At 60.7% G+C, this 22,286-nt stretch carries 22 protein-coding genes; 12 read left to right on the forward strand and 10 right to left on the reverse strand.

The annotated features are described in order from the left end of the window. Window positions 1-265: 265 nt before the first annotated feature. The 4 genes from HBO24_RS28680 to HBO24_RS28695 form a co-directional block, all read right to left on the reverse strand. On the reverse strand, window positions 266-1,441 hold the full coding sequence (locus tag HBO24_RS28680) for a tyrosine-type recombinase/integrase (RefSeq protein ID WP_170060802.1): 1,176 nt from the start codon (window positions 1,439-1,441) through the stop codon (window positions 266-268). Between the two features lie 324 nt (window positions 1,442-1,765). After that, window positions 1,766-2,161 (reverse strand): hypothetical protein, encoded by a 396-nt coding sequence (locus HBO24_RS28685; RefSeq protein WP_057438507.1) that lies wholly within the window; start codon window positions 2,159-2,161, stop codon window positions 1,766-1,768. A gap of 301 nt (window positions 2,162-2,462) precedes the next feature. Then, window positions 2,463-2,675: a helix-turn-helix transcriptional regulator gene (locus HBO24_RS28690; RefSeq protein ID WP_057439475.1), complete on the reverse strand. Its 213-nt coding sequence runs from the start codon at window positions 2,673-2,675 to the stop codon at window positions 2,463-2,465. Window positions 2,676-2,859: 184 nt separating this feature from the next. Continuing rightward, window positions 2,860-3,939, reverse strand: a complete 1,080-nt coding sequence (locus HBO24_RS28695; RefSeq protein WP_057439474.1) for a hypothetical protein — start codon at window positions 3,937-3,939, stop codon at window positions 2,860-2,862. Window positions 3,940-4,098: 159 nt separating this feature from the next. Here HBO24_RS28695 and HBO24_RS28700 point away from each other — a divergent pair, with 159 nt between their 5' ends. The 7 genes from HBO24_RS28700 to HBO24_RS28730 all read left to right on the forward strand — a co-directional run bounded on the left by HBO24_RS28700 (window position 4,099) and on the right by HBO24_RS28730 (window position 10,432). Further along, the gene (locus HBO24_RS28700) at window positions 4,099-4,404 is read left to right on the forward strand and encodes a PepSY domain-containing protein (protein WP_057439473.1); all 306 of its coding nucleotides are present in this window, start codon (window positions 4,099-4,101) and stop codon (window positions 4,402-4,404) included. Further along, window positions 4,404-4,718 carry a PepSY domain-containing protein gene (locus HBO24_RS28705; RefSeq protein ID WP_057439472.1) on the forward strand — a complete coding sequence of 105 codons (315 nt, stop codon included), beginning with the start codon at window positions 4,404-4,406 and terminating at the stop codon, window positions 4,716-4,718. The genes HBO24_RS28700 and HBO24_RS28705 overlap by 1 nt, the downstream gene beginning before the upstream one ends. Next, complete coding sequence (locus HBO24_RS28710; RefSeq protein WP_057959091.1) at window positions 4,718-5,386, forward strand: response regulator transcription factor; 669 nt, start codon at window positions 4,718-4,720, stop codon at window positions 5,384-5,386. The genes HBO24_RS28705 and HBO24_RS28710 overlap by 1 nt, the downstream gene beginning before the upstream one ends. Further along, window positions 5,383-6,702: a sensor histidine kinase gene (locus HBO24_RS28715; protein ID WP_170060803.1), complete on the forward strand. Its 1,320-nt coding sequence runs from the start codon at window positions 5,383-5,385 to the stop codon at window positions 6,700-6,702. The genes HBO24_RS28710 and HBO24_RS28715 overlap by 4 nt, the downstream gene beginning before the upstream one ends. Window positions 6,703-6,913: 211 nt before the next feature. Further along, window positions 6,914-7,867: a TAXI family TRAP transporter solute-binding subunit gene (locus HBO24_RS28720; RefSeq protein ID WP_057439471.1), complete on the forward strand. Its 954-nt coding sequence runs from the start codon at window positions 6,914-6,916 to the stop codon at window positions 7,865-7,867. A 124-nt stretch (window positions 7,868-7,991) separates the two neighbouring features. Continuing rightward, window positions 7,992-10,019, forward strand: a complete 2,028-nt coding sequence (locus HBO24_RS28725; protein ID WP_170060804.1) for a TRAP transporter permease — start codon at window positions 7,992-7,994, stop codon at window positions 10,017-10,019. After that, on the forward strand, window positions 10,016-10,432 hold the full coding sequence (locus tag HBO24_RS28730; protein WP_169961218.1) for a DUF1850 domain-containing protein: 417 nt from the start codon (window positions 10,016-10,018) through the stop codon (window positions 10,430-10,432). The genes HBO24_RS28725 and HBO24_RS28730 overlap by 4 nt, the downstream gene beginning before the upstream one ends. Window positions 10,433-10,438: 6 nt before the next feature. On the opposite strand, the gene HBO24_RS28735 is transcribed toward HBO24_RS28730, so the two are convergent. Beyond that, on the reverse strand, window positions 10,439-12,586 hold the full coding sequence (locus tag HBO24_RS28735) for a methyl-accepting chemotaxis protein (protein WP_170060805.1): 2,148 nt from the start codon (window positions 12,584-12,586) through the stop codon (window positions 10,439-10,441). Between the two features lie 237 nt (window positions 12,587-12,823). Here HBO24_RS28735 and HBO24_RS28740 point away from each other — a divergent pair, with 237 nt between their 5' ends. After that, window positions 12,824-14,143 (forward strand): Na+/H+ antiporter NhaC family protein, encoded by a 1,320-nt coding sequence (locus tag HBO24_RS28740; RefSeq protein ID WP_169961237.1) that lies wholly within the window; start codon window positions 12,824-12,826, stop codon window positions 14,141-14,143. Between the two features lie 72 nt (window positions 14,144-14,215). Further along, window positions 14,216-15,895: a methyl-accepting chemotaxis protein gene (locus HBO24_RS28745; protein ID WP_115128549.1), complete on the forward strand. Its 1,680-nt coding sequence runs from the start codon at window positions 14,216-14,218 to the stop codon at window positions 15,893-15,895. Between the two features lie 338 nt (window positions 15,896-16,233). Here HBO24_RS28745 and yegQ read toward each other — a convergent pair whose 3' ends face one another. After that, window positions 16,234-17,553, reverse strand: a complete 1,320-nt coding sequence (yegQ, locus tag HBO24_RS28750; protein WP_115128548.1) for a tRNA 5-hydroxyuridine modification protein YegQ — start codon at window positions 17,551-17,553, stop codon at window positions 16,234-16,236. A gap of 161 nt (window positions 17,554-17,714) precedes the next feature. Between yegQ and HBO24_RS28755 the strand changes: the two genes are divergently transcribed. Continuing rightward, window positions 17,715-18,782, forward strand: a complete 1,068-nt coding sequence (locus HBO24_RS28755; protein WP_115128547.1) for an AI-2E family transporter — start codon at window positions 17,715-17,717, stop codon at window positions 18,780-18,782. Here the strand turns inward: HBO24_RS28755 and HBO24_RS28760 are convergent. From HBO24_RS28760 to HBO24_RS28770, 3 genes are all read right to left on the reverse strand, one after another. After that, the gene (locus HBO24_RS28760; protein ID WP_057439464.1) at window positions 18,779-18,958 is read right to left on the reverse strand and encodes a hypothetical protein; all 180 of its coding nucleotides are present in this window, start codon (window positions 18,956-18,958) and stop codon (window positions 18,779-18,781) included. The two genes, HBO24_RS28755 and HBO24_RS28760, sit on opposite strands and share 4 nt — an antisense overlap. A 109-nt stretch (window positions 18,959-19,067) precedes the next feature. Then, entirely contained in the window at window positions 19,068-19,262 is a 195-nt protein-coding gene (locus HBO24_RS28765; protein ID WP_029296627.1) for a hypothetical protein, read from the reverse strand. A gap of 231 nt (window positions 19,263-19,493) precedes the next feature. Then, window positions 19,494-19,841 carry a hypothetical protein gene (locus HBO24_RS28770; RefSeq protein ID WP_057439463.1) on the reverse strand — a complete coding sequence of 116 codons (348 nt, stop codon included), beginning with the start codon at window positions 19,839-19,841 and terminating at the stop codon, window positions 19,494-19,496. 165 nt (window positions 19,842-20,006) lie between these two features. Here HBO24_RS28770 and HBO24_RS28775 point away from each other — a divergent pair, with 165 nt between their 5' ends. Continuing rightward, complete coding sequence (locus tag HBO24_RS28775; RefSeq protein WP_170060806.1) at window positions 20,007-20,825, forward strand: shikimate 5-dehydrogenase; 819 nt, start codon at window positions 20,007-20,009, stop codon at window positions 20,823-20,825. 131 nt (window positions 20,826-20,956) lie between these two features. On the opposite strand, the gene HBO24_RS28780 is transcribed toward HBO24_RS28775, so the two are convergent. Further along, a complete protein-coding gene (locus tag HBO24_RS28780) occupies window positions 20,957-21,604 on the reverse strand; it encodes a DUF480 domain-containing protein (protein ID WP_057439461.1) in 648 nt (215 codons plus the stop codon). A 115-nt stretch (window positions 21,605-21,719) separates the two neighbouring features. On the opposite strand from HBO24_RS28780, the gene HBO24_RS28785 reads away from it, so the two are divergent. Beyond that, window positions 21,720-22,229: a DUF1993 domain-containing protein gene (locus tag HBO24_RS28785; protein WP_057439460.1), complete on the forward strand. Its 510-nt coding sequence runs from the start codon at window positions 21,720-21,722 to the stop codon at window positions 22,227-22,229. Window positions 22,230-22,286: the final 57 nt, after the last annotated feature.

Raw genomic sequence — 22,286 nt, forward strand, 5'->3', positions numbered from 1 at the left:
TCGATGTTCATGGTGGGTCAATCCGAATGCTGTATGTGCATACAGTAATCGAGGTTTGCAGGTTGTGCGATGTGAGGCGACGAGCTGTAGGGGATTTTGGTTTGGTGTTCGGTCGGCAGGACGCCGGGGAATGGGTGCGTGACTTTTGCGTGACTCTCTCACGCACTTGTAAGCACTGTGGGCACTGTGGGCGTTCGATTGCAGCGAGCGCCAGTAAAAACGGCCATTTCACAAGGTCTTACGTGTGTACTGCGTGCATGGGGTGCTAGGGTGTGGGCGCTACAAGATCGGCCCACTCCTGCATCATTTCCCGGCGCTGCTCAATATAGGCCGCATGGTTGTATACGTCCCGTATGAAACTGCTGTCAGCGTGAGCGAGCTGCCGTTCAATCCAGTCCCTGTTGTATCCGCGCCCGTTCATCTCGGTGGAGAATAGGTGGCGGAAGCCGTGTGGGGACTGCTTCCCCGTAAGCCCACACGTCCCCATGACGTTACTGGCGTAGTTGATGCCGATCGGTGCTGTAGAGTCGCTTCGATTGGTGAAGACGTATCGAAGATTGCCAGATATTGGAAGCATGCCCCTCAGGAGTTCCACGGCCTGGGTTGATAACGGAACCGCATGTTCACGGCGCGCCTTCATCTTTTGAGCAGGGGTTATCCATGTCGCAGCATCAAGGTCGATTTCAGACCACTCAATCTGCCTGACCTCGCCCGGGCGAGAAGCGGTGTAGATCATGAGCATTACCGCAGCTCGGAGCTGATAGCTCGCAATGTTCTGATTAATGGCCGCAATGGTCTTGGGTAGCTCGCTCATCGGCAGGAATGGGTGGTGGCTGCTCTGCGCACCCTTTTCGGTTACCGCATGCATTTCAGCGGTTGGGTTCGACTCTATGATCCCCGTTGCAATGGCGTAGCTGAAAACCTGGCCCATGCGCTGCCGGGCCTTCACCGCGGTAACGACTGAGCCGCGCTTTTCAATCTTTCGGATCAGGCTGATCACATCTGATCGCTTGATAGAGTCGATCTGCTGGCTACCGAAGACCGGCAGCACATCCAATTCCATCAGGTTTCTGATAATTCGATAGGTGCCTGGGGAGATACTTCCCCTTCTGAAGGCCAGCCATTCGTCGTAGATCCTGCGGAACGTTCGACTTCCTGCCTCAATCAATCCCGCCTTCTTTTCCTTCCTCGATTCACGCGGATCAATTCCGCGTGCAATATCTTCCCGCGCCTCATCTCTTCGTGAGCGCGCTTCCTTCAGGCCCGTGTCCGGGTATGTCCCAAAAGAAATCCTCGCCTGTTTGCCAAGCCATGTGAACCGAAAGTGCCAGCTCTTTATTCCGCTGGCGGCTACGTATAGGGATAGCCCAAGTGTGTCGGGGAGGGTGTACGCCTTGTCCTTTGGCTTTGCCTGCCTGGCTGCGGTATCCGTGAGAGCCACTAGTACATCCTCTGAAAAATATTCCCGATGTACTGGATGATGTACTAAGAAAATGCCAATGGGAAGGTATTGCGCGGTACGGAGTGGTACACGCATGTTTCATGCTTCTGGGGGATGGAGGGTGTTAGTGATACTGAGGGGTTTTAGGCGGGAGTCTACCGTGGAATCTTTGAAAATTTCCACGGTATGACCTGTAAGGCAGGAGTTTCTAGGGCTGTGTGCGATTGTCAGTGTGGGGTGAGCGCTTTATGGGCCCAGGTGACCGACTTGGCGCGCATTCTAACCTGTTTTATCGGGCAACCAGGCGGAGTGCGTAAAGCGCTGTTACTCCTGGGACCATAACGTTGTACTGACCTTGACCCCATCCCCACAAGGCAATGAGCGCTGCGACCCTCGGCGCTCCAGTTCGGCATACGCACGGGCACACTGCACCTGGCTTTGGGCGGCGGCGTTATCAATGCTGATATTGCCGGTGGTTTCAGACACCAGGTTGCCGTTTTTCTCCAACCGGATCAGTGGCCGTTCGGGCTGCACTTCAAAGCGACTTTTCGTCGGTTCGGTGCTCAGTGCCAGGTCGGTGGGGGCTGCCGGCAACTGATCTTCGGTGACGCCATAGCGCGTGAGAAGCGAAAGGTTGGGCAAGTCCTGCGCGCTTGCCTGGGCTGCTGCCAGAAGCAGGAACATGCCAAGGCTGTACATTTTTTTGCGATTAGAATGCATGGTTGTATCTTTCCAAAGTTGTTTCCTGGTGGGCTGGATTGAAGAACAACTTATTATTATCGCAACCACGTTTAGGGCAGGGTGTATCCAGCCAGAAAGAAGAGCCGTGGCGGTTGCCGAACTGCGTACCTGGTTCATAAACCTTGAACGAGGAAGGGCTGAAACTGGTGTTACTGCAACCAGTAATCAGGGCGGTAGTGACGAGGCCCAGGAACTTTATGGGTTTCATAAGGGGGAGGTCCGCGTTGAATTTATCAGTGTTTTACAGGGTTGCCCGCAAGCCAGGCAGCTCATTCCAGGGCTAGGCTTCTTCGCTCTCGAACTCCAGCAAGTCGCCTGGCTGGCAATCCAGGGCGATACACAGCTTGTTCAGGGTTTCGAGTTTAACGCCTTTGATCTTTCCGTTTTTCAATAGCGATAGATTGGCTTCGGTAATCCCAATGGCATCTGCCAGTTGGTTGGAGCGAATCTTCTTCTTCGCCATCATGACGTCCAATCGAATGATGATTGTCATGGGTTAGATGATGCTTTTGTTTTCATCGTCGATAACTTTTGATTCGGCCACTGTTAATGAGAATGCACACAGAAAGATGCCTTGTATGATCGCATACATAGCGCCGGATGATACACCCAAGGTAAGGGTGAACGTACGCTCGCCGGGCGCTACGCCAATTTGCGGAAAAATAAGGCCTGGTGGCTCAGAGCGCAATCAAGCGCTCACCCAGCTGGCCACTATCGGCCAGTTCAAGGAACTCATCGCCCAGCCGCTGGCTTTCACTCATCGCGGTTTGCCAGTACTGATTGCGTCGCGCGTCATCCCCCATAAAGCGTTTGAAGTCGCTGCGATCCGGCAATTTGCCGTGGGGCAGGCGGGCCAGGTAGTCCCGTGAGGGGGCCACCAGCAACACATTCTGCAGACCCTGTGGGCTACTGCGCCGCCACGGCAGACTCTTGTCGAACCAGCCGGGGATGACTCGATCGGTGAAGTGCGGATACAGCACAACGTCATCGCCGTGGTAGGGCAGGTCGAGGTGGTAGTCCAGCAGGCCACCATCGCGATAGGTGCCGGCACCGGCGCCCGGCAAGTCGCGTACGCCTTGCATCACCATAGGGATCGAGCCGGACGCCAGCAGGGCCTGGCGCAGGTTGCCCGGTTCCAGGGCGAGAAAGCGCGAAGGGAAATCCGTGAGCGGGTGCAGTGGCGGCGCCTGGCGCGGGTCGTGGATGATCAGCCGTTCAAAATGCCGGGACAGCCGTGCACGGCCGCGCAGGTTATCGGCGATCACCGAGGACAGGCCCAGGCCCAGGCGCCCACGGTGATCGTCGGCCAACAGGCCATGGCTTTTGACCACGACTATATTCAGGCGATAGTGCGGGTTATCCAATAGCGACGCATCGCGCCCGGCCAGCAGGTCGTCGAGCATGCGCTGGCAGCTCTGGCTGACCTCGGCCATGGTCACACCCTTGGCAAAGCGTTGCTCGTTGTACAGGCGCCCGAGGTCGAGCAGGCCCTGTACCGGATCCGGCAGGCAAGCGCTGGCAAAGCGCCAGGAACCGATCGACGCGCCGATCAGCGCACGCTCGCGGGGGGCACGCGCCAGCCAGTCACCAAACAGCGCCAGGTCCAGACCCTGAATGCCCAGGGCCTTGGGACCACCGGCCGCGCCGGGCAGAATCCCCACATCGGCAGGCTGGAGGCCTTGTTCGCGAATGCGTGCAAAAGCGCGTTGGCCAGCCTTGAGCGTCAGGGCTGGGAACTTGATGTGAATGGCCGTCATACCGATCTCTGTGCAGGCGAGCCGGGCAGTATAGGAAATATTCCCCGGAGCCTGGCAAGGTGTTGTGGGACAATTGCCATGGTGGCAATTCAGTTTCAGTTAAGTTGCGACCCGTACTGTGGGGGCCGTAGGCAAAACATCCTGAAATGGAGAACGATCATGAAAACCCTCACAATTATCACCGCCAGTATCATCGCCCTCACCAGCGGCCTGGCCCAGGCGCGGGACCTGGGGCCGGATGAAGCGCTGAAATTGCGTGACGCTGGTACCATCCAGTCTTTCGAGAAGCTTAATGCCGCCGCCCTGGCCAAGCACCCAGGTGGCACGGTGCATGAAACCGAGCTGGAGCAGGAATACGGCAAGTATATTTACCAGGTTGACCTGCGCGATGCCCAGGGCGTCGAGTGGGATGTGGAATTGGACGCTGTCACCGGGCAAGTCCTCAAGGATCATCAGGATACGTAATGAAGGTAAATCTACGCACCGGCAGTCGACTGGCGCTGGTGCTCCTGGCCTTTTGCTCGGTGGTGGCTGCCCGGGACCTCAACCAGGATGAAGCCCTGGAATTGCGTCAGCAAGGGGTGATCCTGTCCCTGGAGCAACTGCTGCAGCAGGCCATGGCGCGGCATCCCGGTGCCAGGTTGCTGGAGGCTGAGCTTGAGAGCAAACACGGCAGTTACGTCTATGAGGTGGAGCTGGTGACCACCGATGGCGTGGTCCGGGAAATCAAACTGGACGCGACCACCGGCGCGCTGCTTAAAGACGAGGAAGATGACTGATGCGCCTGCTTCTGGTGGAAGACCACGTACCGTTGGCTGATGAACTGATGGCCGGGCTGAAAGCCCAGGGCTATGCCGTGGATTGGCTGGCGGACGGTCGCGATGCGGTGTATCAGGGGCGCAGCGAGCCGTATGACCTGATCATCCTCGATCTGGGCCTGCCTGGCTTGCCGGGGCTTGAGGTGCTGAGCCAGTGGCGCGCCGCCGCGCTGGCGACCCCGGTGTTGATCCTCACCGCCCGCGATTCCTGGGCCGAGCGCATCGCAGGGCTCAAGGCCGGGGCCGACGATTACCTGAGCAAGCCGTTCCACCCCGAGGAGTTGTACCTGCGCATCCAGGCCTTGCTGCGCCGTTCCCATGGCCAGGCCAACCAGCCGACCTTGCAGGCGGCGGGCTTGCACCTGGATGAAGGCCGTCAGTGCGTGATGCGCGACGGTGCCGAGGTGCAACTGACCGCTGCCGAGTTTCGCCTGCTGCGCTACTTCATGCTGCATCCCGAACAAATCCTTTCCAAAAGCCATCTGGCCGAGCACCTGTATGACGGCGAGACCGAGCGCGACTCCAATGTCCTTGAGGTCCACGTCAACCATCTGCGGCGCAAGCTCGGGCGCAGCGTGATTGAAACCCGGCGTGGCCAGGGTTATCGCTTTGGCGCCAGCCCCGCGTGAGGTCGATCCAGCGGCGGCTGAGCCTGGGGCTGATCAGCGTGATGGTGATCGTCGGCCTGGTGCTGGCGCAGACCAGCCTGTGGCTGTTCGAAGTGGGTCTGCAACGCTACCTGGAAGCGGGTCTGCGCAACGACAGCGAAAACCTGCTGGTGGCCCTGGTGCGTGGGCCCGGCGGCGTGCAACTGGATGAACAGCGCTTGTCACCGGCCTATCAACGGCCGTTTTCCGGGCACTATTTCCGTATCGACTTCGGCGACAACCACTGGCGCTCCCGTTCATTGTGGGACCAGGAACTGCCGCAACTGCCCCAGGCCGGTCTGAAGGGCAACCTGCAATTGGGCCCGGAAGGCCAGCAACTGCTGGTCCTGCGATCGGACTACAAGCGTTTTGGCCAGTCGATTTCCATCAGCGTGGCCCAGGACTACACGCCCGTGCGGGAAAGTTTTCGCCTGATGCGCCAGGTCGGCCTGGTCCTCGGGCTGGCGGCGTTGCTGCTGATCCTGATCCTGCAACGGGTCACCGTACGCCGGGCCCTGCGCCCGCTGGAAACTGCGCGCGAGCAGATTGCACAGCTGCAACAAGGCCAGCGCTCGCAACTGGATACCCAGGTGCCGGTGGAGCTGGAGCCGCTGGTGGCGCAGATCAACCACCTGTTGGCCCATACCGAAGACAGCCTCAAACGCTCGCGCAACGCCCTGGGTAACCTCGGCCATGCCTTGAAGACCCCGCTGGCGGTATTGCTGAGCGTGGCTTCCAGCGAGCAGCTCAAGGACCAGCCGCAATTGGCCAAGTTGTTGCGCGAGCAGTTGCAGCAGGTGCAGCAACGGCTCAACCGCGAACTCAACCGCGCGCGCCTGGCCGGTGAAACCCTGCCCGGCGCGCTGTTCGACTGCGACAGCGAACTGCCGGGCCTGCTGGCGACCCTGAACATGATCCACGGTGAGCACCTGGAGTTGAGCTACCAGGTTCGCCCCGGCCTGCAACTGCCCTGGGACCGCGAAGACTTGCTGGAGCTCTTGGGCAACTTGCTGGACAACGCCTGCAAATGGGCGGATGCCGAGGTGCGTTTGAGCATTGAGCAGACCCCGGAGTGTTTTCAACTGATCGTCGAAGATGACGGCCCGGGTATTCCCGAGCCCCAGCGTGACCAGGTTTTCAGTCGTGGCACCCGCCTGGATGAACAGACCGCTGGCCATGGCCTTGGGCTGGGCATCGTGCGCGATATTGTCGATGTATGGGGCGGTACATTGCAGTTGCAAGAGAGCCCACTGGGCGGGCTCAAAGTGTTGATCGAACTGCCCCGGCGCCAAACCTGACTGGCGGATACGCGCGCCGATTTGCAACAAGACTTTTCTTACAGAACCTGGCTCGCGCAATTTCGCTTATAACAGCCACCACGCAGGCCGTGTGGAACAGGTGAAAGGCACCCTGGTTTTTTCTCTGTTTCGGCCACGGCAGTTGCTATAGCCCTCGCCAGCCGGTCACGCGGCTGCTCGGCACCTAACAAGAAAGATAAAAGGTGAACCCATGCAAATGACCAAACGCTTGAGCCTGTTTGCTGCTGCCGCAGCCCTTGTCGCCAGTTCCTCGGCACTCGCCGCCCCAACCTTTATCAATGTGCTGACCGGTGGCACCAGCGGCGTGTATTACCCGATTGGGGTGGCATTGTCACAGCTGTACAGCAACGGTATAGACGGATCGAAGACCTCGGTGCAGGCCACCAAGGCTTCGGTGGAAAACCTCAACCTGCTGCAAGCCGGTCGCGGCGAGCTGGCCTTTGCCCTCGGTGACTCGGTCGCCGATGCCTGGAATGGCGTGCAAGACGCCGGCTTCAAGGCGCCCCTGAAAAAACTGCGGGCGATTGCCGGCACCTACCCCAACTACATCCAGATCGTCGCCAGCAAGGAATCTGGCATCACCACCCTGGAGGATCTGAAAAACAAGCGTATCTCCGTCGGCGCGCCGAAATCCGGCACCGAGCTGAACGCCCGCGCCATCTTCAAGGCTGCTGGCCTGAGCTACGAAGACATGGGCAAGGTCGAGTTTCTGCCGTACGCCGAGTCGGTCGAGTTAATCAAGAACCGCCAGTTGGATGCCACCCTGCAGTCCTCGGGCCTGGGCATGGCGGCGATCCGCGACCTGGCCGCGACCCTGCCAATAACCTTTGTTGCCATTCCGGCGGATATCACGGCGAAGATCGATAACGCTGCCTACCAGGGCGCGGTGATCCCGGCGGGCACTTATGACGGTCAGGACAGCGATGTAGCGACCGTGGCCATCACCAACATCCTAGTCAGCCATGACGGCGTGACCGATGAGGTGGCCTACCAGATGACCAAGCTCATGTTCGACAACCTCGATCGTCTGGGTAACGCCCACTCGGCGGCCAAAGATATCAAGTTGCAAGGCGCGGCCAAGGGCCTGCCTATCCCACTGCATCCGGGCGCCGAGCGTTTCTACAAGGAAGCGGGCGCACTGTAAGGCCCAGGTGGGTGCGGTGCGCGGTGCCAAGCGCTGCGCGCTGTGCCAGAGCGGTGAATAGCCCGGCGCGCACAACGCGCCAGGCTTGTTGGCATGTCGATGTTGTAACGTGGGAGTGACCTGCATGAGTGAGCAAGACCAAGGCCTTGCCGCCAGTCCCAGGGATTGGCCGCGAGCGCTGTTCTACGTCGCGCTGTTGTTTTCCGTCTTCCAAATCATCACCGCGGCCTTTCATCCGGTCTCCAGCCAGATTCTGCGGGCGGTGCATGTGGGCTTTCTGTTGCTGGTGGTGTTTCTGTGTTTTCCGGCGCGTGGCAATGCTCAGCCCTGGCAGCCGATGGCCTGGCTGCTGGGGCTGGCCGGAATGGCCACGGCGTTCTACCAGTGGTGTTTCGAAGCCGACTTGATTCAACGCTCCGGCGACCTGACCGACAGCGATTTGGTCATCGGCCTGTTGCTGATTGTGCTGGTGTTTGAAGCGGCGCGGCGGGTGATGGGGATTGCCCTGCCGTTGATCTGTGCGCTGTTCCTGGCCTACGGCCTGTTCGGCCAGTACCTGCCGGGCGATCTGATGCACCGCGGCTATGCCATCGACCAGATCGTCAACCAACTGGCCTTTGGCACCGAGGGGCTGTATGGCACGCCGACCTATGTATCGGCCACGTACATCTTCCTGTTTATCCTGTTCGGTGCGTTCCTTGAACAGGCCGGGATGATCAAGCTGTTCACCGATTTCGCCATGGGCCTGTTCGGCCACAAAGTCGGTGGCCCGGCCAAGGTTTCCGTGGTGTCGTCGGCGCTGATGGGCACCATCACCGGTTCGGGGGTGGCCAACGTGGTCACCACCGGCCAATTCACGATCCCGTTGATGAAGCGCTTCGGCTACAAGTCGGCGTTTGCCGGTGGCGTGGAAGCGACCTCGTCGATGGGCAGCCAGATCATGCCGCCGATCATGGGCGCAGTGGCCTTTATCATGGCCGAGACGATCAACGTGCCGTTCTTCGAGGTGGCCAAGGCCGCGCTGATTCCGGCCATGCTGTACTTCGGCTCGGTATTCTGGATGGTTCACCTGGAAGCCAAGCGCTCCAACCTGCGTGGCCTGCCCAAGGACGAATGCCCGAACCCCTGGGCCGCGGTGAAGCAGCGCTGGTACCTGTTGATTCCGCTCTTTGTGCTGATCTACCTGCTGTTCTCCGGGCGCACGCCGCTGTTCTCCGGCATGGTCGGCCTGGCCCTGACGTCCATTGTGATTCTCGGCTCGGCGATCATCCTGCGGGTCTCGTCCAAGGTGATGCGTTTTGTCTTCTGGATCGTCCTGGGTCTGCTTTGCGCGGGCTTCTTCCGGCTCGGTATCGGCATGGTGTTCGGGGTGGTGGCGCTGCTGGTGGCGGTGTGCTGGTTTATCAAAGGCGGCCGCGACACCCTGACCATCTGCCTGCATGCACTGGTAGAGGGCGCACGGCACGCGGTGCCGGTGGGGATTGCCTGCGCCCTGGTGGGGGTGATTATCGGTGTCGTGTCGCTGACCGGGGTGGCTTCCACCTTTGCCGGCTACATCCTTGCCATTGGCCAGGACAACCTGTTCCTGTCGCTGGTGCTCACCATGCTCACTTGCCTGGTGCTGGGCATGGGGATCCCGACCATTCCCAACTACATCATCACCAGTTCGATCGCTGCACCGGCACTGCTGGACCTCGGCGTACCGCTGATTGTCTCGCATATGTTCGTGTTCTATTTCGGCATCATGGCCGACCTCACACCGCCGGTGGCATTGGCCTGTTTCGCGGCGGCACCGATTGCCAGGGAGAGCGGCCTGAAGATCAGCTTTTGGGCGGTACGCATCGCGGTGGCGGGGTTCGTTGTGCCGTTTATGGCGGTGTACGAGCCGGCGCTGATGCTGCAGGGCGATAGCCTGTTGGCCACACTGTATGTGGTGGCCAAAGCGTTGCTGGCCATTGGTATCTGGGGTGCGGTATTTACCGGCTACTTGCAAGCCAGGCTGAGTTGGTGGGAGCGCCTGCTGGGCTTCTTCGCCGGTGGTAGCCTGATTCTGGCGACGCCGTTAAGCGATGAAATCGGCTTCGTCATGGTGGGGCTGTTGATCGCACAGCACTGCTGGCGGGCCCATCGTGCCCAGGCGGCCACTGCGTGATCGGTCTGTGTCTGGGCTTGGCGGGCGCGGTATGGGCACAAGTGCCTACGCCTGTGTTCACCCTGGCCTGGACGCATACGATTGAGAAAGTGCGCTGGGAAGAGGATTACCGTGTAACGCCTGAGGGCCTGGTGTTGGGCGAGGCGCGGGTCAAGGGTTCCGGGGCCGGTATGGAGATCCCGCACGGCGCCGAACTGCGTGATGGCAGTTGGCATTACCAGCGTCAGTTGCCACCCTTGCAGCCCCTGCGCCTGGGCCGCACCCCCGAGGCCGGGGATTATCAACTGTGTTTCAACCAGCAGTGCCAGTGGCTGAGTGCCTGGCTCGGCCCGCCCCAGGCGAGCCAGCCGGCGGTAGAGCTGTGGGGGTGTGAGCTGGAGGTTGCGTCCAGCCCCCGGCCCCGCACCTTTTAACCGCGATCAGACCCGGAACTGGTCCATCAACCCCTGTTGCTGATTGGCCAGGCTATTGAGCGTCTGGCTGACCCGCGCCGATTCATTGGCTTGTTCCGACAGCGACTCGGTCACATCACGAATCGTCGCCACGTTGCTGTTGATCTCCTCGGCCACCGCGCTTTGCTGCTCGGCGGCGCTGGCGATCTGCAGGTTCATGTCGCTGATCACCGTCACCGCATCGCCGATCTGGCGCAATGCCGTGACGGCCTGGCCGACCTGTTCGACACTGCCTTGGGCCTGGCGATGGCTGTTGCTCATGGAGCTCACCACTTCCTGGGTGCCGTTTTGCAACTGTTCGATCACCTGGCGGGTTTCTTCCACCGACTCCTGAGTGCGCCGTGCGAGATTGCGCACCTCGTCCGCCACCACCGCAAAACCACGCCCGGCTTCACCGGCACGGGCGGCTTCGATGGCGGCGTTGAGGGCCAGCAGGTTGGTTTGTTCGGCAATCGCGCGGATCACTTCCAGCACTGAACCGATCTGCTCGCTATTGGCTGCCAGGCCTTCGACCTGGGCCATCGCCGTGCTCATGTCGGCAGCCAGGTGGCCGATGCTGGTGGTGGTGCGGTCGATCACCGTCAGGCCTTCGCGGGTGGCCTGGTCGGCATCCCGTGCAGCGTGTGCCGCCTGGGCGGCGCTGCGGGCGACATCCTGGGCGGTGGCGCTCATTTCGTGGGAGGCGGTGGCCACCTGATCCACCTGGCGGTACTGCTGCTCCATGCCGGCACTGGTCTGGCTGGCGATTGCCGCTGATTGGTCGGCGGTGCTGCGCGCGTCCTGCACCGAGCGTTTGACCTCGGCAATGATCGGTTGCAGTTTGTCGAGGAAGCGGTTGAACCAACTGGCCAGTTCGCCCAGCTCGTCGCGCTTGTCGTAGGCCAGGCGCCGGGTCAGGTCGCCTTCGCCGCTGGCGATATCTTCCAGCATATGGGCCACGCCGAGGATCGGCCGGGTGACACTGCGGGCCATCAGCCACACCAGCAGCAAACCGACGATGGCGGCGAGCAGGCCCAGGCCCAGTTCCAGCAGGGTGCCTTTGGTGTTGTCGGCATCCAGCTCGGCCTTGAGGGTTTCGGCGGGGCCGATCAGGACTTTTTCCGGCACATCCAGCAACACGCCCCAGGACTTGCCATTGGGAATGGGCTGGAAGGGTGCCAGCACCTTGAGTTGATGGTCGGTACGCAGGCTGTAGGTCTGGGTGCTGCTGGCCATGGCGCTGATCAGTTGTGCGCCGCTGGCGGTATCCACACTGTCCAGGCGCTGGCTGAGCTTGCTCGCATCCGGGCTGTAGCCGGCCAGCAAACCCACCGGGCTGATGATACTGACGTTGGTCTGGCCGTCATACAGCTCGCGGCTGGCATTCTGGCTGACTGCCTGCAGGCTGTTGAGGTTGATGTCCACCGACAGCGAGGCGATGACTTTGCCATTGGCCATGAGCGGGAACACGATGCTGGTCAGCAAGACGTTGTGCCCGTCGATCACATAGAAGTACGGCTCGATCACACACGGCTTGAGGGTCGAGCGTGGGCAGGTGAACCAGGTGTTGGCCTTCTCGCCGCTGGGGCCGACGCTGGTGTCGGACATATCGCTTTCCGGCAGCGCCATCGAGGTCAGGGTGCCGGGTGTCGGCTGCGACCAGTACAGGGCAAAGCGTCCCTTTTCATTGCTGCCCAGCTCCGCTTGGCCGGCGAACAGCTCATCCTTGCCATCCAGGGCATTGGCTTCAAAGACCAGGGACAGGCCCAGCAGGTCCGGGTTGGCTTGCAGGGCGGCCTTGACCTGGCGGGTCAGGTCTTCACGCAGGTCGAAGGCATCGAGGAAGCGTTTTTCGGCCTGTTCGCGCAAAAACAGCACCTGGCGCGAAAAGCCATGGCCATATTGGTAGGCGTCCATAAATTGCTGGCGGATGCCCAGCGCCTGCACTTCACCCTGGGCTTCGATGCGCGATTGGGCTGCAACATTAAGCATCTGTGTGCTGGAGGTCTGGACCCGTTGTGAACTCTGGTCCATCCGATACAGCGAAAGACCCACCAGCAGGGTCACGATGCCCAACAGACAAAGGCCGGCGAGGAGGGTGATTTTCCATTGAATGGACAGCTGCCTGAGCGACATGGAGATCCTTAACCTTTCGTTGCGACAGAGATAATCCACTCTATCGGCCGCGGGTTGTTTTTCTTTATTCATACGTTCAATTGAATCTATTCGCGACGTCGTTCTTTGACATGGCGCGCCGGCTGCTGCAAAGTGCGCGGCCTCTAATAAAACTCCCTTTCTGCGTGTGCCGTGGTCGACATCTGGCCGGGGCGCCGGCGCGTGTTGTGTTTATATTTCTGTCTTGAGGTAACCATGATTAACGCAGTAATCGCCGCGGTCGGCACCATGCTCGTGCTCAGCCTGTCCCGCGTGCATGTGGTCATCGCGATCATCGTGGGTGCCCTGGTCGGCGGTTTGACCGGTGGCCTGGGGATCGACGCGACGCTCAGCGCGTTCAACAGCGGCTTGGGCGGCGGTGCCACGGTGGCGTTGTCTTACGCATTGCTCGGTGCTTTCGCGGTGGCGATTGCCAAGTCCGGCCTGGCCCATGCCCTGGCGGACAAGGCCCTGCTGCTGGTGGGCCGCCAGGACGCCACTGGCGGCAGTTCTGTCAAATGGCTGCTGATCTGCCTGCTGGGAGCGGTGGCGATTGCCTCGCAGAACATCCTGCCGATCCATATCGCCTTTATCCCGCTGCTGGTACCGCCGCTGCTGTATGTGCTGACCAAGTTGCAGATTGACCGGCGCCTGATCGCCTGCGTCATGACCTTCGGCCTGATCACCCCGTACATGTTCCTGCCGGTGGGCTTCGGCAATATCTTCCTCAACCAGATCCTGCTGGCCAATGTCGCCAAGAGCGGGGTGGATATCAGCCAGGTCAACGTTACCCATGCCATGGGTATTCCGGCGCTGGGCATGGTGTTCGGCCTGTTGGTGGCGGTGTTTATCAGCTACCGCAAAAAGCGCATCTACGACCTGCAGAAGATCGAGCGGGTCGAGCAAGTGGCGGTGCAGTACAACCCGCTGACCCTGCTGGTCGCCGGGCTGGCCATTGCCTCGGCCTTTATTATCCAGTTGTGGCTGGATTCGATGATCATCGGTGCCCTGGCGGGTTTCCTGATCTTCTCGGTATCGGGCATCGTGCGCTGGCGCGACACCGATGATCTGTTCACCGAAGGCATGAAAATGATGGCGATGATCGGCTTCATCATGATCGCGGCGTCGGGGTTTGCCGAAGTGCTCAAGGCCACCGGCCAGGTACAGACGCTGGTGCAGGCTTCGGCCGAATTCATCGGCCACAGCCGTGGCGTGGGTGCGCTGTTGATGTTGCTGGTAGGCCTGCTGGTGACCATGGGCATCGGTTCGTCGTTTTCCACCGTGCCGATCCTCGCGGCGATTTTTGTACCGCTGTGTGTGCAACTGGGGTTCAGCCCGCTGGCCATTGTCTGCATCGTCGGCACCGCCGGGGCCTTGGGCGATGCCGGTTCGCCTGCGTCCGACTCTACCCTGGGGCCGACCTCGGGTTTGAACATCGACGGCCAGCACCACCATATCTGGGACACCGTGGTCCCGACCTTCCTGCACTACAACCTGCCGTTGCTGGTGTTCGGCTGGTTTGCTGCGATGACCCTGTAACAAGCAGATTCCTACAGTTTTCTCCTTTAGGGCCGTTAACCTCGTAACGTTGCCCTACAAGAGAGAAGATCCATGCGTCTGAGTCTGAAGGCCAAAGTCCTGTCCCTCGCTGTACTGCCAGTGTTGTTGTTTGCCGTGGTCATCAGCCTGACCACCGTGTGGATTCTCAAGGAACAGGCGCGCACCGAGGTGGCCGAAACCCGCCAGCGCCTGCTCAACAACGCCAAGGCCACCCTGCAAAGTTATGTCGAAGTGGCGATGACCACCATCAAGCCGCTGTACGACGCGGCAGCCCCCGGCGATACGGAGGCGCGGGCGCAGGTGGTCAAGCTGTTGTCCAACACAACCTACGGCAAGGACGGCTATTTCTTCGGCTACGACTCCGAAACCATCCGCCTGTTCAAGGGCAACAGCCCCGACGGCGTGGGCAAAAGCTTCAAGGACAACCGTGACCCCAACGGCGTCTACGTCAACCGCGACCTGGTCAAGGTCGGCAAGGACGGCACCCACTACCTGCAATACAGCTCGACCCAGCCGGGGCAAACCGAACTGGTGCCCAAGCTCGGCTACACCGAGTACCTGCCCAAGTGGGACATGGTGATCGGTACCTCGGTCAACCTCGACGGTATCGAGGCCCTGGTCAGCGAAGTCGAAGCCAAGGTCAACGAGCGCATGGAAGGGGTGTTGTTGAGCATTGTCGGCATCGCCGTAATCCTGCTGTTGCTGATCGCTGCAGCGGGCATGCTGCTGGCCAATACCATCCTGCGCCCCTTGCACCTGATGAAAGCCAACCTCGACGATATCGCCGCCGGTGAGGGCGACCTGACCCGGCGCCTGGCAATCACCAGCCAGGACGAGTTGGGTGAACTGGCCGGCTCGTTCAATCGGTTTGTCGATAAGATCCACGGCCTGGTACGCCAGATCACTGACATGACCTCGCAACTGACCGGGCTGGTCAGCCAGGTGTCCGAGCAGGCCCATCGTTCGGAGCAGGCCATGGAACGCCAACGTCAGGAAACCGACCAGGTGGCGACGGCGATCAATGAAATGTCGTCTGCCGCCCATGAAGTGGCCCGAAGTGCCCAGGGCGCGGCCGTGGCGGCGCAGCAGACCGACGCCGAAGGCCAGGCCGCCAAGCGCGTGGTGGATGGCAGCATCGCGCAGATTCATGCGTTGGTGAATGACATCCGCAGCAGTGGCGTGTCCCTGGATAGCCTGCAACAGGACGTGTCGTCGATTGTCAGCGTGCTTGGGGTGATCCGCTCGATTGCCGAGCAGACCAACCTGCTGGCCCTCAACGCCGCCATTGAAGCCGCCCGTGCCGGTGAAGCCGGGCGTGGTTTTGCGGTGGTGGCCGATGAGGTACGCGCACTGGCCAGCCGCACCCAGCAAAGTACCCAGGAAATCCAGGGCATGATCGACCGCCTGCAAAAAGGCACCGAGGCGGCCGTGGAATCCATGCGCCGCTCCAGCGATGCCGGCGACGGCACCTCGGCCCAGGCCAACGAAGCCGGGGCGTCCCTCGATACCATGGCGCAACTGATCGGGACCATCAACACGATGAACGCGCAGATCGCCAGTGCTGCAGAAGAGCAAACCGCCGTGGCCGAAGAGATCAACCGCAGCGTGCATCAGATTGCCGTGGCGGTGGACAGCGTGGCGGACGAGACCCAGCAGGGCGCACAGACCTCCCGCAGCCTGGCGGAACTGGGGCAGCGGTTGGGGCAGTTGGTGGGGCAGTTCAGGATCTGATCTGGCAATTGCGGTGCTGGTTCTGGCCTCATCGCAGGCAAGCCAGCTCCCACACTTGATCGGTGAATACGGTCAAAATGTGGCAGTTGCTGGGGTAGTTAGGGATCTGATCTGGCAATTGCGGTGCTTGATCTGGCCTCATCGCAGGCAAGCCAGCTCCCACACTTGATCGGTGAACATGGTCAAAATGTGGCGGTTGCTGGGGTAGTTCAGGATCTGATCTGGCAATTGCGGTGCTGGTTCTGGCCTCATCGCAGGCAAGCCAGCTCCCACATGTTGAACTGTGAATGCAGTCAAATGTGGGAGCTGGCTTGCCTGCGATGGGGCCCTAACAGCCGCTACACATCCCGCATCAACAACCCAAACCCGATATCCATGTCCAACGGCACCGGCACATACACCGTGTGCCCATCCCCCGGCGCTACCTCAATCGCCTCACCCTTGGCGTTATGCATCATCCCCAGGTCAAAATGGAAATTCCCCGCCGGGGTCATCAGTTCCAGGTGATTGCCCACGGCAAAGCGGTTCTTCACCTTGACTTCGGCCAGCTCCCCGCGCCGTTCGCCGGTCAATTCCCCGACAAACTGCTGTTGTTCCGAGACGGAGCTGCCGTTCTGGTAGTTCTGGTATTCGTCATGCACGTGGCGGCGCAGGAAACCTTCGGTGTAGCCACGCTGGGCCAGGGACTCAAGGTTGGTCATCAAGCCCCGGTCGAACGCACGACCGGCCACCGCATCATCAATGGCCTGGCGGTACACCTGGGTGGTGCGCGCCACATAAAAGTGGGACTTGGTGCGGCCTTCGATTTTCAACGAATGCACGCCCATCTGCGTCAGGCGCTCGACATGCTGCACCGCCCGCAGGTCCTTGGCGTTCATGATGTAGGTGCCGTGTTCGTCCTCGAAGGCCGGCATCTGCTCATCCGGGCGGTTGGCCTCCTGCAGCAGGAACACCTGGTCGGTGGGCGCGCCAAGGCCCAGGGTCGGCTCGGGCTGATACTGCTGGACGATATCGCCCACGGTGTTTTCGGTCGCGGGTGTGGCCTGGTATTTCCAGCGGCAGGCATTGGTGCAGGTGCCCTGGTTGGCATCGCGCTTGTTCATATAACCGGACAACAGGCAGCGCCCGGAGTAGGCCATGCACAGCGCGCCATGCACAAACACTTCCAGCTCCATGGCCGGCACGTGCTGGCGGATTTCGGCGATTTCTTCCAGGGACAGCTCCCGCGACAGGATGATCCGGCAGATGCCTTGCTGCTGCCAGAACTCGACACTGGCCCAGTTCACCGTGTTGGCCTGTACCGACAGATGGATCGGCATCTGCGGGAAGTGCCGGCGCACCAGCATGATCAAGCCCGGATCGGACATGATCAGCGCGTCCGGGCCCATGGCGATCACCGGTTCCAGGTCCTTGAGGAAGGTTTTCAGCTTGGCATTGTGCGGCGCGATATTGACCACTACATAAAAGCGCTTGCCCTGGGCCTGCGCCTCGGCGATGCCCAGGGCCAGGTTGGCGTGATCGAACTCGTTATTACGCACCCGCAAGCTGTAGCGCGGCTGGCCGGCGTAGACCGCATCGGCGCCGTAGGCAAAGGCGTAGCGCATGTTTTTCAGGGTGCCGGCAGGGGCGAGCAATTCGGGAGCGAGGACAGGGAGCATGGGATTCAGATCGCAAAAGGGCGGCAGGGTAGCCGAGCCGGGCCTGGCGGTTATTGATCTGGGTCTACGCTGTAGAAATAAAGATGGCACTCGCCGGATGCGCGGTGGACTAAGCAACAGGGCGCGCTGGGCGCCCGACGTTTTTCTGGCACGGATCGGACATGAACCAAACGAATCTGCAATTCAAAACCCTGCTATTGCTGCTGGTCCTGGTGACCCTCGCGTTTTTCTGGATCCTGTTGCCGTTCTACGGCGCGGTGTTCTGGGCGGTCATCCTCGGGATCATCTTTGCGCCTATGCAGCGGCGCCTGCAGCTCAAGTTTGGCTGGAACCGCAACCTCACGTCGCTGTGTACCCTGATGGTGTGCCTGGTGATCGCGATCTTGCCGGTGATCATCACCAGCGCCTTGCTGGTGCAGGAGGGGGCGACGCTGTACAAGAACGTCGAAAGCGGCAAATTGGATGTGGCGGGCTACATCGAGCAATTCAAGAACTTCCTGCCGCCGTACTTCCAGAACCTGCTAGATCGCTTCGGCATGGGCAACCTGGAAGGCCTGCGCGAGAAAATCGTCAAGGGCGCGATGCAGGGCAGCCAGTTCTTTGCCAGCCAGGCATTCAGCTTTGGTCAGGGCACCTTTGATTTCCTGGTGAGCTTTTTCATCATGCTCTACCTGCTGTTCTTCCTGCTGCGCGACGGCCCCGAACTGGTGCGCAAAGTGCGCACGGCGGTGCCGCTGGCCGAGCCACAGAAGCGTCGCCTGCAACTGAAGTTCAACCGCGTGGTACGGGCGACCGTCAAGGGCAATGTGCTGGTGGCGGTGACCCAGGGGGCGCTGGGTGGCCTGATTTTCTGGTTTCTGGATATTCCCAGTGCGTTGCTCTGGGCGGTGCTGATGGCGTTTCTGTCATTGCTGCCGGCGGTGGGTGCCGGGATTGTGTGGGGGCCGGTAGCCGCGTACTTCCTGCTCAGCGGTTCAATCTGGCAAGGGGTGGTGCTGGCCTTGTTCGGGGTGTTTGTGATCGGCCTGGTGGACAACGTGCTGCGCCCGATCCTGGTGGGCAAGGACACCAAGATGCCGGATTACCTGATCCTGATCTCAACCCTGGGCGGCCTGTCAGTCTTCGGCCTCAATGGTTTTGTAATCGGGCCGTTGATTGCCGCGCTGTTTATTTCCAGCTGGGGGCTGTTTGTCGAAACCAAACCCCGGGTACGCCTGCCATTGCCCTAAGCCGAGAAGCAGTGGGCCATCTTGCGTGACAGGGCCTGGGCATCGGGCAGTGAGGTCAGGGGGCCACTGATGGCTTCACCGTCGCGTACCAGGTACCAGCAGGCGAGCAAACCCAGCTCGCGAAGGGGGACAGGGACGGCACTGCCGACGACGGACATGATCTGGATAGTGGGCATATCTACCTCCATTGCTGATGGAGGTCACCTTACGGTGGCCCGGCGGCGAGGGAAAATCACCCTGCTCGATAGTCAACATCACTGTCATCGAGGCTGCACCGGCAGGGGCTCAGTCAACCACCTGGTCCAGCATGTGCAGCACCTCCTGTTCATTGAGCAGGCCTTTGTGGACCAGGTTTTCTGCCAGCAGCGAAAGAAACTTGGCGCTGCGATGGCCTTCCAGGTGCTTGAGCTCGGTCAAGGCGCTATAGACCTTGCTCGAGGTGCAGAGGCCGGCGGTACGGTGCGGATTTTGTGTGGGCATGCTGGGGCGTCCTTGTTGTTATGGCCTTTTATAGGGGACAGTTTTGATAGTGAGAGTGCCGTGTGACACAAACATGACAGCGCGGCCCCCCATTGGGCAAGTGCACGTTGGCCCTAATAATGTCGGAATTAACAGCCAGGGTTGTCCCCATAACGACCCTGGCGAGATTTATTCAGACCTGGCCACCCATAAAAAAGCCCCGCCGGGTGTGCGGGGCTTTTGCTGATGGGTTTACCAGCCACGCCCGTAATAGCCACGGGGCGGGCCGTAGTAGCCACGTGGTGGCCCGTAATACACGGGCGCCCGGCGGTAATACACCGGCTGCTGCACGTACACTGGCGCCGGCTGGTAATAGACCGGTGGTGGGGCGGCATACACCGGCTGGGGCTGGTAATACACCGGTTGCTGCTGCACATACACCGGTCGATCATGGCTGGCGATCACAGAGCCCACTACGGCTGCGCCGACAACCGCACCCAATACGGCCGGGCCACCCCAACCGCCACCATGGGCGGAGGCTTGGCCGGCTACAGCAAGTGCACCGATCAGCAAAGCGATCCTGGGGATTTTACGAATCATGGTCTTTCCTCGGTTGGCCCCTGCGCTTGTGGTCTGCAATCAATAGACTCAAGGATTGTCGCGGGGATACTTTTAAGACAACGTATTTCAGGAAAACAGCACGGCCACTAGGTAAAGGTTGTGTAAGGTCTGTACCGATTTGCTTACTTCGAAGAGGCGTTACCGATGCTGATGAACCCCAACAAGGATACCCAGCTGTGCATGTCGCTGTCGGCCCGTCCGGGCAATTTCGGCCTGCGATTTCATAACCATTTGTATGAGCAGCTGGGGCTGAACTTCTACTACAAGGCGTTCAGCAGCCAGGACTTGAACGGCGCCGTGGCCGGGATCCGTGCCTTGGGGATTCGTGGGTGTGGGGTGTCGATGCCGTTCAAGGAAGCCTGCATCGAGCTGGTCGATGAACTCGACGAATCGGCCCGCGCCATCGCCTCGATCAACACCATCGTCAACACCGCCGGGCACCTCAAGGCCTACAACACCGACTACATCGCCATCGAGCAACTGCTGCAAAAACACGCGGTGCCCAAGGACTCGACCTTCGCCCTGCACGGCAGCGGCGGCATGGCCAAGGCCGTGGCCAGTGCCTTGCGGGATGGTGGCTATACCAATGGCGTGATCGTTGCGCGCAATGAAACGGCGGGCCGGGCCCTGGCGCAGAACCTGGGCTATCAGTGGCAGGCGACCTTGGGTGAAGCGCGCCCGCAGATGCTGGTCAACGTGACGCCGATCGGCATGACTGGCGGCGCCCAGGCGCAGGACCTGGCGTTTGCGGCCGACGCAATTGATGCGGCAGACACCGTGTTCGATGTGGTGGCCATCCCCGCCGAAACGCCGTTGATCGTGCGGGGCAGGGCCCAGGGCAAGCGGGTGATTACCGGCCTGGAAGTGATCGCGATCCAGGCCCTGGAGCAGTTCGTGCTGTACACCGGCATCCGGCCGACGGACGAACAGTTCCAGAAGGCGGTGGATTTCGCCCGGCAGTAAACACCGCCGGCCCATGTGGGAGCGGGCTTGCTCGCGAAGACGTCGGCCCAGCAAACATTGATGTTGACTGACCCACTGCTTTCGCGAGCAAGCCCGCTCCCACACAAGCCCGCTCCCATAAGGGGGGACGTTTATTCGAGGCGTGACAGGCGCTCTTCCAGCGCCGCAATCCGCGCCTCCAGCTCCTCGATGCGCTCCACGGAAACCCCACTGGCGCTGCTGCGCTCCACCGGGCTACCGCGTGCGGCCAGGATCGCCTCGATATCCGCGGGATCGCCCAGGGAGTGGGTGTAGCGGTCTTCGCGCTGGCCGGCCTGCTTGGGTACTAGCACCGCCAGGTCACGGGCGATCAGGCGTTCCAGTTGATGCACCACCTGCTCGGCATCTTCAAAATCATGCATGCGCCCGCTGCGGGTCAGCAGTTCGTTGACCGTCTGCGGCCCGCGCAGGAACAGCAGGCCGGTAAGGATCACCTGTGCCGGCACCAGTTCCAGGGCCTTGTCCACGCGGTGTTCCCAGCGGTCGGCGCGACTGCCCATCACCAGCTTGGTAAAACCACGGCCCTCCAGGGCGCGCAGGCTCTGGCCAACCTGGCCCTGGCTGAGGTTCATCACCGGTTCCCGGCTGGTTTTCTGGTTGCAGGCCAGGACCAGGGCATTGAGGGTCAGCGGGTAGGTTTCCGGGTTAGTGGCCTGTTTCTCGATCAGGCAGCCCAAAACGCGGATTTCCGTGCTGTTCAGGCGCGGCTCGGAAGAGGTGGTGTCGTGCTCGGCGGTCATCGCGCTTTCCCTATGCAGTGAGCCCACTAGCCTAATCCCGAAAAAATAAAAGACAAGCAGCGCTCATGTCTATAATCGCCGCTGTTCAAACCCTGTCACCACTGTCGAGACTGTCATGACTATTTCCCTGTACGCCGCTTCACTTCCGGTCTTCAAGCAAATGCTCAACGCCCTGAGCGATGTGCTGAACAAGGCCGAGGCCCACGCCACCGCCAAGAACATCGACCCTAACGCCTTGCTGCAGGCGCGTCTGTTCCCGGACATGTTCCCGCTGGTCCGTCAGGTACAGATCGCCGTGGATTTTGCCAAGGGCGTTTCCGCGCGCCTGGCTGAGATCGAAGTGCCGAAATACGAAGATACCGAAGTTACCTTCGCTGACCTGCAAGCGCTGATTGCCAAGGTCCTGGCCTTTATCGACACCATCACCCCGGCACAGATCGACGGCAAGGAAGGTATCGAGATCGTCACCCGTCCGGGCACGCCTAAAGAGAAGCGATTCAGCGGCCAGTCCTACTTGCTGACCTACGGCCTGCCGCAGTTCTTCTTCCACGTCACCACCGCCTACGCCTTGCTGCGTCATAACGGTGTGGAAGTGGGCAAGCGTGACTACATGGGCGCATTCTAAGCCCCGAGTCACACCGCAAAACAAATGTGGGCGCTGGCTTGTGTGGGAGCTGGCTTG

The sequence above is a fragment of the Pseudomonas sp. WS 5410 genome (genome assembly GCF_012985645.1).
In the GTDB taxonomy this organism is placed as follows: domain Bacteria; phylum Pseudomonadota; class Gammaproteobacteria; order Pseudomonadales; family Pseudomonadaceae; genus Aquipseudomonas; species Aquipseudomonas shahriarae.

Bases quoted from the DNA above. Each gene is read 5' to 3' on its own strand.
- HBO24_RS28685 (WP_057438507.1), bottom strand. From the start codon at position 2,161: ATGCATTCTAATCGCAAAAAAATGTACAGCCTTGGCATGTTCCTGCTT.
- HBO24_RS28690 (WP_057439475.1), bottom strand. From the start codon at position 2,675: ATGACAATCATCATTCGATTGGACGTCATGATGGCGAAGAAGAAGATT.
- HBO24_RS28695 (WP_057439474.1), bottom strand. From the start codon at position 3,939: ATGACGGCCATTCACATCAAGTTCCCAGCCCTGACGCTCAAGGCTGGC.
- HBO24_RS28700 (WP_057439473.1), top strand. From the start codon at position 4,099: ATGAAAACCCTCACAATTATCACCGCCAGTATCATCGCCCTCACCAGC.
- HBO24_RS28705 (WP_057439472.1), top strand. From the start codon at position 4,404: ATGAAGGTAAATCTACGCACCGGCAGTCGACTGGCGCTGGTGCTCCTG.
- HBO24_RS28710 (WP_057959091.1), top strand. From the start codon at position 4,718: ATGCGCCTGCTTCTGGTGGAAGACCACGTACCGTTGGCTGATGAACTG.
- HBO24_RS28720 (WP_057439471.1), top strand. From the start codon at position 6,914: ATGCAAATGACCAAACGCTTGAGCCTGTTTGCTGCTGCCGCAGCCCTT.
- HBO24_RS28725 (WP_170060804.1), top strand. From the start codon at position 7,992: ATGAGTGAGCAAGACCAAGGCCTTGCCGCCAGTCCCAGGGATTGGCCG.
- HBO24_RS28735 (WP_170060805.1), bottom strand. From the start codon at position 12,586: ATGTCGCTCAGGCAGCTGTCCATTCAATGGAAAATCACCCTCCTCGCC.
- HBO24_RS28745 (WP_115128549.1), top strand. From the start codon at position 14,216: ATGCGTCTGAGTCTGAAGGCCAAAGTCCTGTCCCTCGCTGTACTGCCA.
- yegQ (WP_115128548.1), bottom strand. From the start codon at position 17,553: ATGCTCCCTGTCCTCGCTCCCGAATTGCTCGCCCCTGCCGGCACCCTG.
- HBO24_RS28755 (WP_115128547.1), top strand. From the start codon at position 17,715: ATGAACCAAACGAATCTGCAATTCAAAACCCTGCTATTGCTGCTGGTC.
- HBO24_RS28760 (WP_057439464.1), bottom strand. From the start codon at position 18,958: ATGCCCACTATCCAGATCATGTCCGTCGTCGGCAGTGCCGTCCCTGTC.
- HBO24_RS28765 (WP_029296627.1), bottom strand. From the start codon at position 19,262: ATGCCCACACAAAATCCGCACCGTACCGCCGGCCTCTGCACCTCGAGC.
- HBO24_RS28770 (WP_057439463.1), bottom strand. From the start codon at position 19,841: ATGATTCGTAAAATCCCCAGGATCGCTTTGCTGATCGGTGCACTTGCT.
- HBO24_RS28775 (WP_170060806.1), top strand. From the start codon at position 20,007: ATGCTGATGAACCCCAACAAGGATACCCAGCTGTGCATGTCGCTGTCG.
- HBO24_RS28780 (WP_057439461.1), bottom strand. From the start codon at position 21,604: ATGACCGCCGAGCACGACACCACCTCTTCCGAGCCGCGCCTGAACAGC.
- HBO24_RS28785 (WP_057439460.1), top strand. From the start codon at position 21,720: ATGACTATTTCCCTGTACGCCGCTTCACTTCCGGTCTTCAAGCAAATG.